Origin of the sequence: Nocardia sp. NPDC056064, from assembly GCF_042266925.1 — a bacterium.
Classification (GTDB): domain Bacteria; phylum Actinomycetota; class Actinomycetes; order Mycobacteriales; family Mycobacteriaceae; genus Nocardia.
The window spans coordinates 5120320-5136397 of sequence record NZ_JBHJWO010000001.1 but is presented as its reverse complement, the minus strand read 5'-3'; the positions used below and the strand labels follow the sequence as shown (position 1 = coordinate 5136397).

The 16078-nt window shown below is 66.6% G+C and carries 16 protein-coding genes and 1 rRNA gene; all 17 read right to left on the bottom strand.

Annotation, left to right across the window (positions count from 1 at the left end; translation table 11 throughout):
- Nucleotides 1-986 (bottom strand): 16S ribosomal RNA (locus ACFC06_RS23795); the annotation flags it as partial.
- A gap of 410 nt (nt 987-1396) precedes the next feature.
- Nucleotides 1397-2677 carry a UDP-N-acetylglucosamine 1-carboxyvinyltransferase gene (gene murA / locus ACFC06_RS23790; protein WP_278265178.1) on the bottom strand — a complete coding sequence of 427 codons (1281 nt, stop codon included), beginning with the start codon at nt 2675-2677 and terminating at the stop codon, nt 1397-1399.
- A 78-nt stretch (nt 2678-2755) separates the two neighbouring features.
- Complete coding sequence (locus ACFC06_RS23785; RefSeq protein WP_375935085.1) at nt 2756-3334, bottom strand: cob(I)yrinic acid a,c-diamide adenosyltransferase; 579 nt, start codon at nt 3332-3334, stop codon at nt 2756-2758.
- A 70-nt stretch (nt 3335-3404) separates the two neighbouring features.
- Entirely contained in the window at nt 3405-3833 is a 429-nt protein-coding gene (locus ACFC06_RS23780) for a DUF2550 domain-containing protein (protein ID WP_375935082.1), read from the bottom strand.
- Nucleotides 3834-4009: 176 nt separating this feature from the next.
- Nucleotides 4010-4387, bottom strand: coding sequence for a F0F1 ATP synthase subunit epsilon (locus tag ACFC06_RS23775; RefSeq protein ID WP_278265175.1), 378 nt, complete (start codon nt 4385-4387; stop codon nt 4010-4012).
- Between the two features lie 6 nt (nt 4388-4393).
- Nucleotides 4394-5842 carry a F0F1 ATP synthase subunit beta gene (gene atpD, locus ACFC06_RS23770; protein WP_375935078.1) on the bottom strand — a complete coding sequence of 483 codons (1449 nt, stop codon included), beginning with the start codon at nt 5840-5842 and terminating at the stop codon, nt 4394-4396.
- Between the two features lie 24 nt (nt 5843-5866).
- Nucleotides 5867-6838, bottom strand: a complete 972-nt coding sequence (locus ACFC06_RS23765; protein ID WP_375935075.1) for a F0F1 ATP synthase subunit gamma — start codon at nt 6836-6838, stop codon at nt 5867-5869.
- A 62-nt stretch (nt 6839-6900) separates the two neighbouring features.
- Nucleotides 6901-8541 (bottom strand): F0F1 ATP synthase subunit alpha, encoded by a 1641-nt coding sequence (gene atpA, locus ACFC06_RS23760; protein WP_278265172.1) that lies wholly within the window; start codon nt 8539-8541, stop codon nt 6901-6903.
- A gap of 56 nt (nt 8542-8597) precedes the next feature.
- The gene (locus ACFC06_RS23755) at nt 8598-9410 is read right to left on the bottom strand and encodes a F0F1 ATP synthase subunit delta (protein ID WP_375935072.1); all 813 of its coding nucleotides are present in this window, start codon (nt 9408-9410) and stop codon (nt 8598-8600) included.
- A gap of 19 nt (nt 9411-9429) precedes the next feature.
- On the bottom strand, nt 9430-9987 hold the full coding sequence (locus tag ACFC06_RS23750; protein WP_336088090.1) for a F0F1 ATP synthase subunit B: 558 nt from the start codon (nt 9985-9987) through the stop codon (nt 9430-9432).
- Between the two features lie 5 nt (nt 9988-9992).
- The gene (locus ACFC06_RS23745; protein ID WP_278265169.1) at nt 9993-10241 is read right to left on the bottom strand and encodes an ATP synthase F0 subunit C; all 249 of its coding nucleotides are present in this window, start codon (nt 10239-10241) and stop codon (nt 9993-9995) included.
- A gap of 78 nt (nt 10242-10319) precedes the next feature.
- Nucleotides 10320-11174, bottom strand: coding sequence for a F0F1 ATP synthase subunit A (gene atpB, locus ACFC06_RS23740; RefSeq protein WP_375935067.1), 855 nt, complete (start codon nt 11172-11174; stop codon nt 10320-10322).
- Between the two features lie 286 nt (nt 11175-11460).
- Nucleotides 11461-11928 carry a hypothetical protein gene (locus ACFC06_RS23735; protein WP_375935064.1) on the bottom strand — a complete coding sequence of 156 codons (468 nt, stop codon included), beginning with the start codon at nt 11926-11928 and terminating at the stop codon, nt 11461-11463.
- A gap of 19 nt (nt 11929-11947) precedes the next feature.
- Nucleotides 11948-13078, bottom strand: coding sequence for an MraY family glycosyltransferase (locus ACFC06_RS23730; RefSeq protein WP_375935061.1), 1131 nt, complete (start codon nt 13076-13078; stop codon nt 11948-11950).
- A gap of 13 nt (nt 13079-13091) precedes the next feature.
- Nucleotides 13092-13754 carry an L-threonylcarbamoyladenylate synthase gene (locus ACFC06_RS23725; protein WP_375935058.1) on the bottom strand — a complete coding sequence of 221 codons (663 nt, stop codon included), beginning with the start codon at nt 13752-13754 and terminating at the stop codon, nt 13092-13094.
- 239 nt (nt 13755-13993) lie between these two features.
- A complete protein-coding gene (gene prmC, locus ACFC06_RS23720) occupies nt 13994-14875 on the bottom strand; it encodes a peptide chain release factor N(5)-glutamine methyltransferase (RefSeq protein WP_375935055.1) in 882 nt (293 codons plus the stop codon).
- A gap of 60 nt (nt 14876-14935) precedes the next feature.
- The gene (prfA, locus tag ACFC06_RS23715; RefSeq protein WP_375935052.1) at nt 14936-16006 is read right to left on the bottom strand and encodes a peptide chain release factor 1; all 1071 of its coding nucleotides are present in this window, start codon (nt 16004-16006) and stop codon (nt 14936-14938) included.
- Nucleotides 16007-16078 lie beyond the last annotated feature (72 nt).

Below are 16078 nucleotides of genomic sequence, written 5' to 3'. Positions count from 1 at the left end.
GCAGGTTTCCGGTGTATGTCAAACCCAGGTAAGGTTCTTCGCGTTGCATCGAATTAATCCACATGCTCCGCCGCTTGTGCGGGCCCCCGTCAATTCCTTTGAGTTTTAGCCTTGCGGCCGTACTCCCCAGGCGGGGTACTTAATGCGTTAGCTACGGCACGGATCCCGTGGAAGGAAACCCACACCTAGTACCCACCGTTTACGGCGTGGACTACCAGGGTATCTAATCCTGTTCGCTACCCACGCTTTCGCTTCTCAGCGTCAGTTACTTCCCAGAGACCCGCCTTCGCCACCGGTGTTCCTCCTGATATCTGCGCATTTCACCGCTACACCAGGAATTCCAGTCTCCCCTGAAGTACTCTAGTCCGCCCGTATCGCCCGCAAGCTTGGGGTTGAGCCCCAAGTTTTCACGAACGACGCGACGAACCGCCTACAAGCTCTTTACGCCCAGTAATTCCGGACAACGCTCGCACCCTACGTATTACCGCGGCTGCTGGCACGTAGTTGGCCGGTGCTTCTTCTACAGGTACCGTCACTTGCGCTTCGTCCCTGTCGAAAGAGGTTTACAACCCGAAGGCCGTCATCCCTCACGCGGCGTCGCTGCATCAGGCTTCCGCCCATTGTGCAATATTCCCCACTGCTGCCTCCCGTAGGAGTCTGGGCCGTGTCTCAGTCCCAGTGTGGCCGGTCGCCCTCTCAGGCCGGCTACCCGTCGTCGCCTTGGTAGGCCATTACCCCACCAACAAGCTGATAGGCCGCGGGCCCATCTCGTACCGATAAATCTTTCCACCCACGGACATGCATCCGAAGGTCATATCCGGTATTAGACCCAGTTTCCCAGGCTTATCCCGAAGTACGAGGCAGATCACCCACGTGTTACTCACCCGTTCGCCGCTCGTGTACCCCGAAGGGCCTTACCGCTCGACTTGCATGTGTTAAGCACGCCGCCAGCGTTCGTCCTGAGCCAGGATCAAACTCTCCGTTGAAGACTCTCAATCACACCCGAAGGTGTAATCAGAAATATCTAACTAGAGTCCGAAAACCTAGCAATGCCGAACACCAGCAAAAGTTTGCTGACATTCAAAATGTCCACTCCTCAACCGGGGGTATGAGAAGCGGAACCAATAATAATATTGGCACTGACATTCATCGACACACTATTGAGTTCTCAAAGAACACACGCACAAGCTTCTACCCGCAACATTTTCAGAGGGGCTTCGGCAGGGCAACTGTTCCAACCTAGCGCAGGCAACCCGACCGAAGCAAGTTCGGAAGGAGCGAGTCTGGCCAGGCGATCAATCAGGCGCTCATCGTGACTCCGTGGGAGTCCGTGTCGCTCTGACTCGAATAAAGTTACGTGGCGACTAACGCGAAGTCAAATCGCCTGGTCAGGAGGCTATTTCGGCGCACCGACGCGCTCGACCCGTCCACCCAGCGCCTGCATCTGCTCGACGAAGTTGGGGTAGCCGCGGTCGATGTGGAAGACATCGTGCACCTCGGTGACGCCGTCGGCGACGAGACCGGCCAGCACCAGGCCCGCGCCGGCGCGGATGTCGGAGGACCAGACCGGCGCGCTCGACAGGCGCGGGATGCCGCGGACCACGGCGTGGTGGCCGTCGGTGCGGGCGTCGGCGCCGAGCCGGATCATCTCCTCGACGAAACGGAACCGCGCCTCGAAGACGTTCTCGGTGATCATCGAAGTGCCGTCAGCGATGGCGGCCAGGCCGATCGCCATCGGCTGCAGGTCGGTGGGGAACCCGGGGAACGGCAGGGTCGCGAAGTTCACCGCGCGCGGACGCTCGGGCTGCACGACGCGGAAACCGTTGGGCTCGTAGGAGATCCGGGCGCCCGCGGCGCGCAGCTTGTCCAGCACGAGGGCCAGGTGCTTGGGGTTCACCCCGGTGACGCGCACGTCGCCGGTGGTCATCGCGGCCGCGATCCCCCAGGTGGCGGCGACGATCCGGTCGCCGATCACGCGATGGGTGGTGGGCGAGAGGCTCTTGACGCCCTGGACGGTGAGCACCGAGGAGCCCGCGCCCTCGATCCGCGCGCCCATCTGCACCAGCATCTGGCACAGGTCGACGATGTCGGGCTCGCGGGCCGCGTTGTCGATGACCGTCTCCCCCTCGGCGAGCACCGCGGCCATCAGGATGTTCTCGGTCGCGCCGACCGACGGGAAGTCCAGCCGGATGCGCGCGCCCTGCAGCTCGTCGGCCTTGGCCACGACGCAGCCGTGCTCGATCTCGCTGGTCGCGCCGAGCAGCCGCAAGCCCTGCTGGTGCATGTCCAGCGGGCGCGAGCCGATCGCGTCGCCGCCGGGCAGTGCCACGACCGCGCGCTTACAGCGCGCCATCAGCGGACCGAGCACACACACCGAGGCGCGGAACTGCGTGACCGCCGGGAAGTCGGCGTGGTACTTGGGCTCGGGCGGGGTGACGATCGTGCAGACCGAGCGGTCGCCGCTCTCGTCGTCGGAGATGGTCACGTCGCAACCGAGGCCACGCAGCACATCGGCCATCAGCGGGACATCGAGGATGTCCGGGCAGTTGGTGATGGTGGTCGTACCCTCGGCCAGCAAAGCGGCGGCCATCAGCTTCAGCACGCTGTTCTTCGCGCCGCCGACCGCGACCTCGCCGACGAGCTGATTACCGCCGGAGACCAGAAACCGTTCGCTCACCCCGCCAGCTTATCGACCGTTGGGTGCCGACACGCCCCCGACGCCAAACCGGCCGATCCCGGCGGTGGCGAATCGCTTTCAGCGCTCGCGTCCGCCACCGGGCTGCCAGAGCACGTCGCCCTCGGGATTGGTCGCGCGACTGAGGATGAACAGCAGGTCGGAGAGCCGATTGAGGTATTTGGCGGGCAGCACGCTGGTGTCGTCGGGGTGCGCCTCGACGGCGGCCCAGGCGGCGCGCTCGGCGCGTCGCACCACGGTGCGGGCTGTGTGCAACAACGCAGCCAGCGGGGTGCCGCCGGGCAGGATGAACGAATTCAGCGGTGCCAGACCGTCGTTGAATTCATCGCACCACGCCTCGAGGCGGTCGATGTAGGGCTGGGTGATCCGCAGCGGCGGGTACTTCGGTTCGGCGACGACCGGGGTGGACAGATCGGCGCCCGCGTCGAACAGGTCGTTCTGGATCTGGCGCAGCACCGCGAGCACGGCCGGTTCCGGCGCGCCGAGTGCCACCGCGACGCCGAGCGCGGCATTGGCTTCGTCGCAGTCGGCGTAGGCGATCAGGCGCGGGTCGTTCTTGGGCACCCGGGAGAAATCGCTCAGGCCGGTGGTCCCGTCGTCACCGGTGCGGGTATAGATCCTGGTCAGATGAACGCTCACGCTGTATCCAATCGGCATGATCGGGCGCCCTGCGTGGTGACGCGAGCTGCCGCCTCCGGGCGCTGACCGCTCACGCCGGGCCTCCTCGGGTACGGCGGGCGCGGTCGGAGGGCCGCGACTCCATCCAGGACAGAAAAGCCGCCATCGATCCGCGGTCGAGCGCGAGCTCGAAACTGTTGTGCGGGTCGGTGACGGCTACGACGACCAGGTCCTCGGTCATGATGTCGAATTCATCGCCTTGCGGGGCGCGGCGTTCGACGATCTCGAGTCCCTGCCGGTGCACGGTGCTGTCGGGGCCGAACTTCAGGCTGGTCAACTTGAAGAAGACCAACCGGTCCTCCTCGTAGCGGATGAGGCCGTGTCGCCAGCCCTGGCCGCCGCGCGCGGGCAATCCCCGCAGCAGCGCGGCCGTCCCGCCACGGCGCAGCATGACCAGGCGGTAGGTCGAAGCACCGGCGACGAACACGAGCGTCAGCACCAGAATGATCAGGAGAACCATCCCGGTTTGCAATGCCGTACGCCCTTTCGCTCTACCCGGTGCCGGAAGACACCCCCATCCGACATTCAATCACGCCGGAAACGACCGCCTTCGCCGGGTTCGCGGAATCCCGGCGGATACAGCACTGCCGGCGGCGAACCGAAGTTCGCCGCCGGCAGCGGGTAGTGCTCGTGCGGTCAGGCGGACGCGGTGGCTTCCACCGCGCGTACCTGGCCCTGCGCGACGCGCAGTTCCACCTCGGTGGCGCTGTCGTCGGAGAGGACCCGGCGGGCCTCCTCGATGTCGACCTCGCCCGCGAGATCCGCGGACTCGGCCAGCACCCGCACGGTGTCGGCGGTCACCGAGAAGAAGCCGCCGTGCACCGCGGCGACGATCGTCTCACCGTCGGTCGACACGATCTTGACCGTGCCGCCCTCGACGAGCTGACCGAGCAGCGGCTCGTGACCGGCCATGATGCCGATCTGCCCCTCGGTGGTCTGCGCGCTGACGAACTTGGCCTGGCCGGACCAGAGCTTACGTTCGACCGCGACCAGATCGACTGTCATTTCCGCCATGGATGACTACTTTCCGGCGATCTTCTTGGCGGCCGCCTCGACGTCGTCGAGACCACCGCAGGAGTTGAACGCCTGCTCCGGGAAGTGGTCGAACTCGCCCTTGCAGACGCGATCGAAGTCGTCGATGGTCTGCTCCAGCGGCACGACCGAGCCCGGCTGACCGGTGAACTTCTCGGCCACGATGAAGTTCTGGCCGAGGAACTTCTCCAGACGACGGGCGCGACCGACGAGGACCTTGTCCTCTTCGGAGAGCTCGTCCATACCGAGGATGGCGATGATGTCCTGCAGCTCCTTGTACTTCTGCAGGATCCGCTTCACCTCGTTGGCCACGCGGAAGTGACGCTCGCCGACGATCGACGCCTCGAGGATACGAGAGGTCGAGGTCAGCGGGTCGACGGCCGGGTAGATGCCCTTCTGCGAGATCGGGCGGGAGAGCTCGGTCGTCGCGTCCAGGTGGGCGAAGGTGGTCGCCGGCGCCGGGTCGGTGTAGTCGTCGGCGGGGACGTAGATCGCCTGCAGCGAGGTGATCGAGCGACCACGGGTCGAGGTGATGCGCTCCTGGAGCTCACCCATCTCGTCGGCCAGCGTCGGCTGGTAACCCACGGCCGAAGGCATACGACCCAGCAGGGTCGAGACCTCGGAACCGGCCTGGGTGAACCGGAAGATGTTGTCGATGAACAGCAGCACGTCCTGGTGCTGCACATCGCGGAAGTACTCCGCCATGGTCAGCGCGGACAGGGCCACGCGCATACGCGTGCCCGGCGGCTCGTCCATCTGGCCGAAGACGAGGGCGGTGTCCTGCAGGACGCCCATCTCTTCCATTTCCAGGTGGAGGTCGGTGCCCTCACGGGTACGCTCACCGACGCCCGCGAACACCGAGGTGCCGGAGAACTCGCGAGCGATACGGGTGATCATCTCCTGGATCAGCACGGTCTTGCCGACACCGGCACCACCGAACAGACCGATCTTGCCGCCCTTGACGTACGGGGTCAGCAGGTCGATGACCTTGACGCCGGTCTCGAGCATCTCGGTCTTACCCTCGAGCTGGTCGAAGCTCGGGGGCTTGCGGTGGATGCCCCACTGCTCGCCGTCGCGGCCGAGGCCGGGCGAGTCGAGGCAGTCGCCCAGGGCGTTGAACACGTGGCCCTTGACGATGTCGCCGACGGGCACCGAGATCGGCTTGCCCGAGTCGGTGACGCTCGCGCCACGGACCAGGCCGTCGGTCGGCTGCATCGAGATGGTGCGCACGATGTTGTCGCCGAGGTGCTGGGCGACCTCGAGGGTCAGGGTCTTGGCCACCGACGCGAGCTTGATGTCGGCGTTGAGAGCGTTGAACAGCTCGGGGATGGCGCCACGCGGGAACTCGACGTCCACGACGGGGCCGATGACACGGACGACGCGACCGGCGGTTGCGCCCGCCTTGCTCGCGTTGTCCTGAGTGACAGCTGCGGTCATTAGATTGGTTCTCTTCCTGCGCTTCTAGTCGCGGTCCGAGCTCGACGCCAGCGCGTTCACGCCGCCGACGATTTCGCTGATTTCCTGCGTGATCTGGGCCTGACGCACCGAGTTCGCCTCGCGCTGGAGCACACTGGCCAGCTCGTTGGCGTTGTCGGTGGCCGCCTTCATTGCGGTGCGCCGAGCCGCGGACTCGGATGCCGCTGCCTCGAGCAACGATGAGTAGATACGCGTGTTGATGTACTTGGGCAGCAGTGCGCCCAGCAGCACATCGGCGTCCGGCTCGAATTCGTACTGCGCCGTCACCACCGCGTTCGGCGAGTCCGACAGCATGTCGTCACCGAGTGCGAAGTTCTCGTCGACGAAGCTGACCTGGATCGGCGCCAGGCGGCGCACCTCCGGGTTCTGGGTCAGCATCGAGACGAACTTGGTATACACGATGTGCAGCTCGTCGACGCCCGCGATGGTTCCGGTGCCGTCGAGCGAGGCGACCTCGCCCTCGGAGCCGGCCATGAAGGCCTCGACCAGGTGACCGCAGGCGGCCGACGCATCGGTGTACTTCGGCTGCTGCGAGAAGCCGGTCCACGACGCCTGGAAGGGACGGTTGCGGAACTTGTAGTACGTGAGGCCCTTGTTGCCCATCACGTACAGCACCGGCTCCTTGCCGTCGCCACGCAGGGTGGTCATGAGTTCCTCGGCGCGCTTGAGCACGTTCGAGTTGTAGCCACCGCACATACCGCTGTCACTGGTGATCACCAGGACAGCGGCCCGCTTCGGGTTCGGACGCTCGTTGAGCAGCGGGTGCGCCAGGTTCTTCGACGCGCTCGCCAGCTCGCCGAGGACCTTGGTGATCTCCTCGGCGTACGGCTTGGCCGCGGCGACCCTGGCCTGGGCCTTGGAAATTCGCGAGGTCGCGATCAGTTCCTGAGCCTTGGTGATCTTCTTGATCGAATTCACACCACGAATACGGGAGCGCAATTCGCGCAAACTTGCCACTAGCGGTTCACACTCCCTTCATTCGCCAGATCGGAAATTGCCGACATCAGTTCTGACCCGGCTTACTTCTCGACGTGCTTGCGGGTGACCGACAGCGACTCGACCTCTTCGTGCTCCAGGTCGCCCGCGGCGGCCTCGTTCACGACGCGGCTGCCGTCGGAAGCCAGGAAGCCCTGCTTGAACTTGTCGGTCTCGGACTTGATCGCGTCGGCGGCCTCACCGTCGAGCGGCTTGCGGCCACCCTCGAGGGCGTCGAAGGACGACTGGGTCGAGCTGTGCAGGTACTCGAGCAGCTCGGCGGTGAAGCGACGCACGTCGCCGACCGGAACCGAGTCGTAGTAGCCGGCGTCGACCAGGTAGATCGAGACGACCTGATCCTCGACCGCGACCGGGGAGTACTGGTTCTGCTTGAGCAGCTCCACCCAGCGGGCACCACGCTCGAGCTGGGCCAGCGAAGCGGCGTCCAGGTCGGAGGCGAAGGCGGAGAACGCCTCCAGCTCGCGGTACTGGGCCATTTCCAGACGCAGCGAACCGGCGACCTTCTTCATGGCCTTGGTCTGGGCGGCGCCACCGACACGGGAGACCGAGGTACCGACGTTGATCGCCGGGCGGACACCCTTGTTGAACAGGTCGGACTCGAGGAAGACCTGGCCGTCGGTGATGGAGATGACGTTGGTCGGGATGAACGCCGAGACGTCGTTGGCCTTGGTCTCGATGATCGGCAGACCGGTCATCGAGCCCGCGCCCATCTCGTCGGACAGCTTCGCGCAACGCTCCAGCAGGCGGGAGTGCAGGTAGAAGACGTCACCCGGGTACGCCTCGCGGCCCGGCGGGCGGCGCAGCAGCAGCGAGATGGCGCGGTAGGCCTCGGCCTGCTTGGTCAGGTCGTCGAACACGATCAGGACGTGCTTGCCCTGGTACATCCAGTGCTGGCCGATGGCCGAACCGGTGTAGGGGGCCAGCCACTTGAAGCCGGCGGAATCCGAAGCGGGGGCGGCGACGATGGTGGTGTACTCCATCGCGCCGTGCTCCTCGAGCGCGGTCTTGACGCCCGCGATGGTGGAGCCCTTCTGGCCGATCGCGACGTAGATGCAGCGAACCTGCTTGCTGGGGTCGCCCGACTCCCAGTTCGCCTTCTGGTTCAGGATCGCGTCGACGGCGACGGCGGTCTTGCCGGTCTTGCGGTCGCCGATGATCAGCTGACGCTGGCCGCGGCCGATGGCGGTCAGCGCGTCGATCGCGGTGATACCGGTGGCCAGCGGCTCCTCGACCGGCTGGCGCTCCAGCACGGTCGCGGCCTGCAGCTCGAGCACGCGGCGGTCGTCGGCCTCGATCTCGCCGAGGCCGTCGATCGGCTGGCCGAGCGGGTTGACCACGCGACCGAGGAACTTGTCGCCGACGGGAACCGACAGCACGTCGCCGGTGCGACGGACCTGCTGGCCCTCTTCCAGCGAGGCGTACTCGCCGAGGATGACGGCACCGATCTCGGTGTCCTCGAGGTTCAGCGCGACGCCCAGGACGCCGCCCGGGAACTCGAGCAGCTCGTTGGCCATCGCCGAAGGCAGACCGCTGACGTGCGCGATGCCGTCACCGGTGTCGGTCACGGTGCCGACTTCTTCGATGGAGGTTTCCGGGGTGTAGCTCTGGGTGTAGCTCTCGATCGCGCTACGGATCTCGTCGGAGGAGATCGTCAGCTCCGCCATGTTGTTCCTGCTCTCGCTGTGGTCTCGAATGTCGGGGGTTGGAGTAGAGCTGCTGGCTAGGACAGTGCCCGGCGCAGCTTCTCCAGTCGGCCGGTGGCGCTGCCGTCGATGACGTCGTCTCCGACGCGCACGACGACGCCGCTCAGCAGCGTCGGGTCGACCTGCACGTGCACGGTGACCGCCTTGCCGTAGATCCGCTGCAGGGAAGCCGACAGCTTCGCCTTCTGCTGATCGGTCAGCTCGACCGCGGCGTGCGCGTGGGCGACGATCTGGTCACGACGGGCCGCCGCCAGATCGGACAGGGCGCCGAAGGCGACGCCGATGTTGTTGGTCCGCAGTCGGGTCACCGCCTGCTCGGCCAGCGCCAGGGTGATCGGCTCGGCCTTGCCGGTCAGCAGCCGCTCGATCAGCTCGCGCCGCGCCGTGGCGGGCTTGCCCTGATCGGACAGTGCCTGTTCCAGCTGCGGGTTGTCGGCGATGATGCGGCCGAGCCGGAACAGCTCGTCCTCCACCGCGTCCAGCCGGCCCGCGTCGGCGGCCGACTCCAGCAGAGCTTCCTGCCCGAGCAGCACCAGGGTGTCGACCAGATCACGGGTGCGCGACCAGTTCTGCGCCACCGCGGTGGTCAGCACTGCCTGCGTGGCAGCGCTGACCTTGCCGCCGAAGATCCGCTCACTGAGTTCAGCGCGCGCCGAACCCGGCACCGACACGTCCGCGAGCGCCACACGCAGCGAACGCTGGTCGTCCAGCACGGCGACAACGGCGAACAGTTCCGACCCCGTTGTGGCCGCAACAGTTTCGCTTCCGGTCAGAGCGGCCCGAAGCGCCTCCCGGGACCGGGAGCTGGCCTCGCGGCTCGCTGCGTACATGCTTCTCACTTTCGCGTCGTTACCTTCCGACCCCGATGGCATCGGTGTCGTCGAGTTCGCTGAGGAACTTGTCGATCGACGCCGCCTGCTTGGCCTCGTCCGAAACAGACTGGCCGATGATCTTCTCGGCCAGGTCGACGGCCGTGCGGCCGACCTCGGAACGCAGCTCGGTCAGGATCTGCTGGCGCTGGGCTTCCAGCTGGGAGTGACCGGCGGCGACGATACGGTCGCTTTCGGCCTGGGCATCCGTGCGCATCTGCGCGAGGATCTGCTGACCCTGGGTGCGAGCATCCTCGCGGATCTTCGCGGCCTCGAGCCGGGCGTCGGCCAGCTGCTGCTGGTACTGCTGCAGCGTCTGCTGTGCTTCTTCCTGGGCGGCTTCGGCCCTGGCGATACCGCCTTCGATCTTGTCGGCACGCTCATCGAGGGTCTTGGTCACACGTGGGATCACGTACTTCCAGAACAGCAGACCGATGATGGCGACGCAGACGATCGACCAGACGATGTCGTACGTTTCGGGGATGAGAGGATTCACATCCTCTCCCCCTTCGGCAGCGAGCGTGATGAGTTCGCGCATCGGAATCAGAAGATGAAGCCGGCGACGAGGCCGATCAGCGCCAGGGCCTCGGTGAACGCGATACCGAGGAACATGTTGGTACGGATCTGGCCGGCCAGCTCGGGCTGACGCGAGAAGCCCTCGATGGCCTTACCGACGACGATACCCACGCCGATGCCGGGGCCGATCGCGGCGAGACCGTAGCCGATGGCGCCGAAGCCCTTGAAGGTGCTCTCGGTGTTCGCGGCTTCCTGGGCCAGGTAAGCGAGGCTCATGAGTCTTCTTTCCCTTTCTGTTGCTCACCCGCCGGTCGGCGTGTGTAGCAGGTTTGGCAGTACTGGTGTGGAAACAGGTCAGTGGTCGGCAGCGTGCTGAGCGAGGCTGATGTACACCGCGGTCAGCAGGGCGAACACGTACGCCTGCAGGAAGATGACCAACAGTTCGAACAGCGTGAAGCCGATGCCCGCGAGCAGCGAGAAGGGCGAGAAGACCTTCATCCACGCGGTGGCATCGAAGAGGAAGAACCAGGTGGCGCTGAAGAACAGCACCAGCATGATGTGGCCCGCGAGCATGTTGGCCATGAGTCGCACGGTGAGCGTGAAGGGCCGCAGGATGAAGGTCGAGACGAACTCGATCGGGATCAGCAGCAGGTGCAGGGCCGGCGGCACATCGGGAACCACGATCGAGGAGCGCACGTACTTGAAGAAGCCGTACTTGCGGATACCGACGTAGTTGAACGCGATGTAGGCGATCGCCGCGAGCACCAGCGGCATGCCGACGCGCGCGTTCGAGGAGATGTTCAGGAACGGCACCACACTGGAGAAGTTCAGGAACAGCACCGTGAAGAAGATCGTCGCGATCAGCGGGAGGAACCTCTTACCGGTTTCCTTGCCGAGGACCTCGTCGCAGATCTGCTCCTTGACGAAAACCACCGCGGTTTCCATCACGTTCTGCAGGCCGCGCGGAACGATCTTCGGCGAGCGGAAAGCCAGCGCGAAGACGATCACCACAACGGCGGTCATCAGCAGCCGGATCAGCATCAGGCGATCGAGTTCGAACGGCGTACCCTCGAACAGCACTGCTGGAGGGAAGAAGTCGGACAGCGATGGCGCGTGGAACTCGCCCGCCGCCAAAGTGATGACGCTCAGCGTTCTCTCCCGTGTTCGGGCCGCGGGTACGACGGTCATTCCCGCGGTTCGATCGGACATTGACGATCAATGGGGTCGACTCTGGTCGGCTCGAAATTCGACAGCTGCTCATACGGTGTAACCCATATCGCTGCTGTTCGGGCGTCGGCGACATCGTCGACATGCTTCAACCGGGCACATTCCACCCGGATCGGCAGTAAGCATAGCGGCACCGGGCAGGATCTGGGCGATCCCCCCTGGTAACCCGAGGCGATACCCCGAGTCCTCCCGGGCGGCGCCTCCAGCTTGGGTGCTTGCTTACCAACACTTTACCAAGCTATCTACGACGTTGTGTAGCTGGGTGGGATTATTCCTGCTCGGAAGCCGTTTCGCCGTCCCCCGCGCGTGTCGTGACGTACGGAACCTTCACGCTCACAACGCCATACGTCTCCGCGCCGAGCACCACCAGCAGGGCCCCGACCACGGTGAAGAACAGCGCGGGCCTGCTGTAGAAGTCGAACTGGTTGAGCACACCCACCACGACCAGCGCCACCAGCAGTTTTCCCACCCAGCTGACCAGCATGACCAGGCCCGCCGTGCTCGGCGGCAGCTTGGCGCCGAGCAGCACGGCGACCACGGTGGTGAGGATGAACCCCCCGCCGATCGCCGCGCCGAGCAGGGCGCCCCACAGGCCGGGTGTCCCGGCGACGAGGGTGGCGATCACCACCGAGGCGACCACGAGGACGCCCAGGCCGATCAGGCCGTAGCGCAGCGCGGCGCGCAGCGGGGCGTCGGGGCCGGGCACGGTTTCCGGTGTAAAGCTCACGGCCCGCACTTTACCTTGCGGGCCGAGCTCACCGGTTGGCCGACTCCACCCGGCGCATCGACGGGATCGCGGTCACTACCAGCGCGAACACCAATCCGCCCGCCACCAGCAGCACCACCAGCCGCCGATCCATCAGCGAAGTGCCCACCGCGCCGAAGGCCAGCACGCCCACCCACAAATAGATCAGCAGAACCACGCGGCGCTGAGAATGCCCGATCTGTAGCAATCGGTGATGAAGATGCATTTTGTCCGGTGTGGAGAAACTCACGCCGGCGCGCACGCGGCGCACGATCGCGAGCAGAAGATCGAGCACCGGAATGAACATCACCGCGCCCACCAGCAACAGCGGCGAGAGCAAACCCACAATGTCGCGCGGGCCGTAGCCCTGCAGCGGAATTCGGCCGGAGGCGCCGGTGGAAACGGCGGCCAGCATCAAACCGATCATCATCGATCCGGTGTCGCCCATGAATATCCGGGCCGGTGAGAAATTGTGCGGAAGAAATCCGAGGCAGGCACCGGCCAGCGCGGCGGCCAGCAACGCGGGCGGATAGGTGTCCACCGAGCCGCCCTGGTCGTAGAGCAAACCGATGGAGAACGCGAAAACCGCGACCGCGCAGATCAAACCGAGCCCGGCGGCCAGGCCGTCGAGACCGTCCACGAAATTCATCGCGTTCACCAGGGTGACGGTGATACCGACGGTCACCAGGCCGCCCTGCAACGCGTCGAGGACCACCGTGGTGTCGTTGAACGGGTCGTAGATGACGTACCAGCTCAGGCCCATCACCGCCATCACGCCCGCCGCGGTGACCTGGCCGACGAATTTGGTGAGCGCGTCCAGGCCCCAGCGGTCGTCCACGATGCCGACCAGCACGATGATCGTCGCCGCCACCAGCACGGCGGGAATATCGGGCGCGTAATCGAAGCCGCGGCGCAGCGCGGGCAATTGGTGTGCGAACAGCACCGCGGCCACGACACCGACGTACATGCCGACGCCGCCCATCCGCGGAATCGGCTTGACGTGCACGTCGCGTTCCCGGGGCACCGCGACGGCGCCGAAGCCGATGGCGAGCATCCGGACGCCACCGGTCGCCAGGAAGGTGACGGTGGCCGAGACGAGCAGCACGAGCAGCAGCTCGCGCAGGGGAACGACAGAGCTCATCGGATGCGTGCGATCACCGTGGCGCGGAGCTGGTCAGCGCCTCGGGGAGCATCCCGAGCACCTCGGCGATCTCGGCGATCGGCACCGCACCCTCGCGCAGCACGCGCGGCTGGTCGGCGGTGAGGTCGACGATGGTGGAGGGCACGGCGTGGGTGGCCGGACCGCCGTCGAGATAGACACTCGCCAGCGAACCGAGCTGCTCGCGCGCCTGCTCGACGGTGGTGGCGGGCGGCTGACCCGAGACGTTCGCGCTCGACACCGCCAGCGGGCCGACCTCGCGCAGCAACTCCAGCGCCACCGGGTGCAGCGGCATGCGCAGCATCACTGTGCCGCGGGTGTCACCCAGGTCCCAGGCCAGCGAGGGCGCGGCTTGCACGACCAGGCTCAGCGCGCCGGGCCAGAAGGCGCGGATGAGGTCGCGCGCCTGCGGGCGGACCGAGAACACCAGACCGTCGATGGTGTTCCACGACCCGACCAGCACCGGGACGGGCATGTCGCGGCCGCGGCGCTTGGCGGCCAGCAGCTCGGCGACGGCCGAGGAGTCGAACGCGTCGGCGGCCAGGCCGTAGACGGTGTCGGTCGGCATCACGACGAGCCGTCCGGACTTGAGCGAGCTGGTCGCGGCCGCGATCCCCGCAGTCCGAGACCCCGCATCCGCACAGTCGAAGACGCTCATGCTGTTCCGCCTCTCCGCGTATTTTTTCCGGTCGTAGGTGCGGGGTGAGTCTAGCTCTCGGGCTGACGGCTTCGTCCCGGGGGAGTTTTGGGCGTACCCGGGGAGTTGGCCGTGTTCCGGCGAGATCAGTTGTCCCGGAAGTGCTGTATGAATGCTGCGTTCCGGATATTCACCATGCCGCCTGTACAAGGCCGCAGTTGTGCGGTTTGCCGGCGACCCGGCCGCTGTCCGACGACAGGTCAGGCAGTCCCCGGCTTGGCGCCGACGACGAAGCGTGGTTTGCCCGCGAGATCCGGGTGTTCGACGATCTCGGCGAAACCGGCGTCCGACAGCAGGGCGGCGACGCCGGCGCCGTTGGTGTCGTCGTGTTCGATACCGGTGGCGCCGCCGGGGCGCAGCAGGCGCGCGATGGTGGGGACCATCGCGCGGATGACGTCGAGACCGTCGGAGCCGCCGAAGAGCGCGCGGTGCGGGTCGTGGTCGGCGACCTCGGGGTCGAGCACGGCGCCGTCGGGGATGTAGGGCGGGTTTGAGACGAGTAGGTCGACGCGGCCGGACAGGTCGGTGAGCAGGTCCGGGTCGGTGACGTCACCGGAGTGCAGGGTGATGGGGGTGTCACCGTCGGCGATGCGGGCGTCGGCATTGCGGCGGGCCCAGTTCAGCGCGTCGGGATCGAGTTCGACGGCGTGCACGGTGGCGTCGGGGCGGGCGTGCGCCAGCGCCAGCGCCAGCGCGCCGGTGCCGGTGCACAGGTCGACCACGACCGGCGCGTGGTCGTGCGGCAGCGTCTCGAGCTGGGCCAGGGCCCAGGCGAACAGCAGCTCGGTCTCCGGGCGCGGCACGAAGACCCCGGGGCCCACGGCGAGCTCGATCTCCCCCATCGCCGCGGTTCCGGTCAAGTGCTGCAACGGGATTCGCGCGACCCGCCGGTCGACGAGCTGCTCGAAGCGATCGGCGTCGGCCCGCTCGATCATCGGTACCAGCGCCAGGCGCATGCGCTCGGTGCCGAGCACGTGCGCCGCGAGGGTCTCGGCGTCGGGCAGCGGTGAGGCCACCCCCGCCGCGGCGAGCCGGTCGGCGGCCGCGACGATCAAGGGGCGCAGGCGTACACGGTCGGTCATGGCGTCATCGGGCATGCTCGGACACTCTCCTGGGTTCCTCGGCCGCGACGCGGTCCGGTGCTACTCGGCGGCCATGCGCGCGTCGCGGTCGGCCTTGCCGAGCGCGTCGAGCAGCGCGTCCATGTCACCGTCGAGGACGGCGTCGAGGTTGTGGGCCTTGAAGCCGATGCGGTGGTCGGCGATCCGGTTCTCCGGGAAGTTGTAGGTGCGGATGCGTTCGGAACGGTCCACCGTGCGGATCTGGCTCGCGCGCCCGGCGGCGGCCTCCTGCTCCGCCTGCTCCTCGGCCAGCGCCTGCAACCGCGCGGCCAGCACCTGCATGGCGCGGGCCTTGTTCTGCAGCTGCGAGCGCTCGTTCTGGCAGGTCACCACGATGCCGGAGGGCAGGTGGGTGATGCGGACCGCGGAGTCGGTGGTGTTGACGCCCTGGCCGCCCTTGCCGGAGGACCGGTAGACATCGATGCGCAGGTCGGTCTCGTCGATCTGCACCTGCTCGACCTCGTCGGGCTCGGGGTAGATCAGCACGCCCGCCGCGGAGGTGTGGATGCGGCCCTGCGATTCGGTCACCGGCACGCGCTGCACCCGGTGCACGCCACCCTCGAACTTGAAGCGCGACCACACGCCGTCGCGAGCGGCGTCGCGGCTCTTGATCGACAGCGTCGCGTCCTTGTAGCCGCCCAGGTCGGAATAGGTGACGTCGAGCGTCTCCACCTTCCAGCCGTGCCGCTCGGCGTAGCGGATGTACATGCGCGCCAGGTCGGCGGCGAACAGCGCCGATTCCTCGCCACCCTCGCCGGACTTCACCTCGAGCACCACGTCGTCGCCGTCGTGCGCGTCGCGCGGGGCCAGCAGGTCGGCCAGTGTCTGCTCCAGCTCCACCAGCTGGGCCTCCAGCCCGGGGACCTCGGCGGCGAAGGCGGAGTCGTCGGCGGCCAGCTCACGGGCGGCCTCGAGATCGTCGCGCACCGTTTCGAGCTTGCGGTAGGTGCTCATGACCGGGGCCAGCTCGGCGAAACGCTTACCCACCCGGCGCGCGGCGCCCGCGTCGTTGTGCAACGACGGATCGGCCAGCTGCGTTTCCAGGCCCTGGTACTCGGCCAGAATGTCGTCGATGGCGGACGGCTGGGTCACGGTGGGGTTCCTTCGGGTGTGCGTGGCGTGAGCTGGAACAGAAACCACCGACGCCCGGTCTGCGATGCAGAA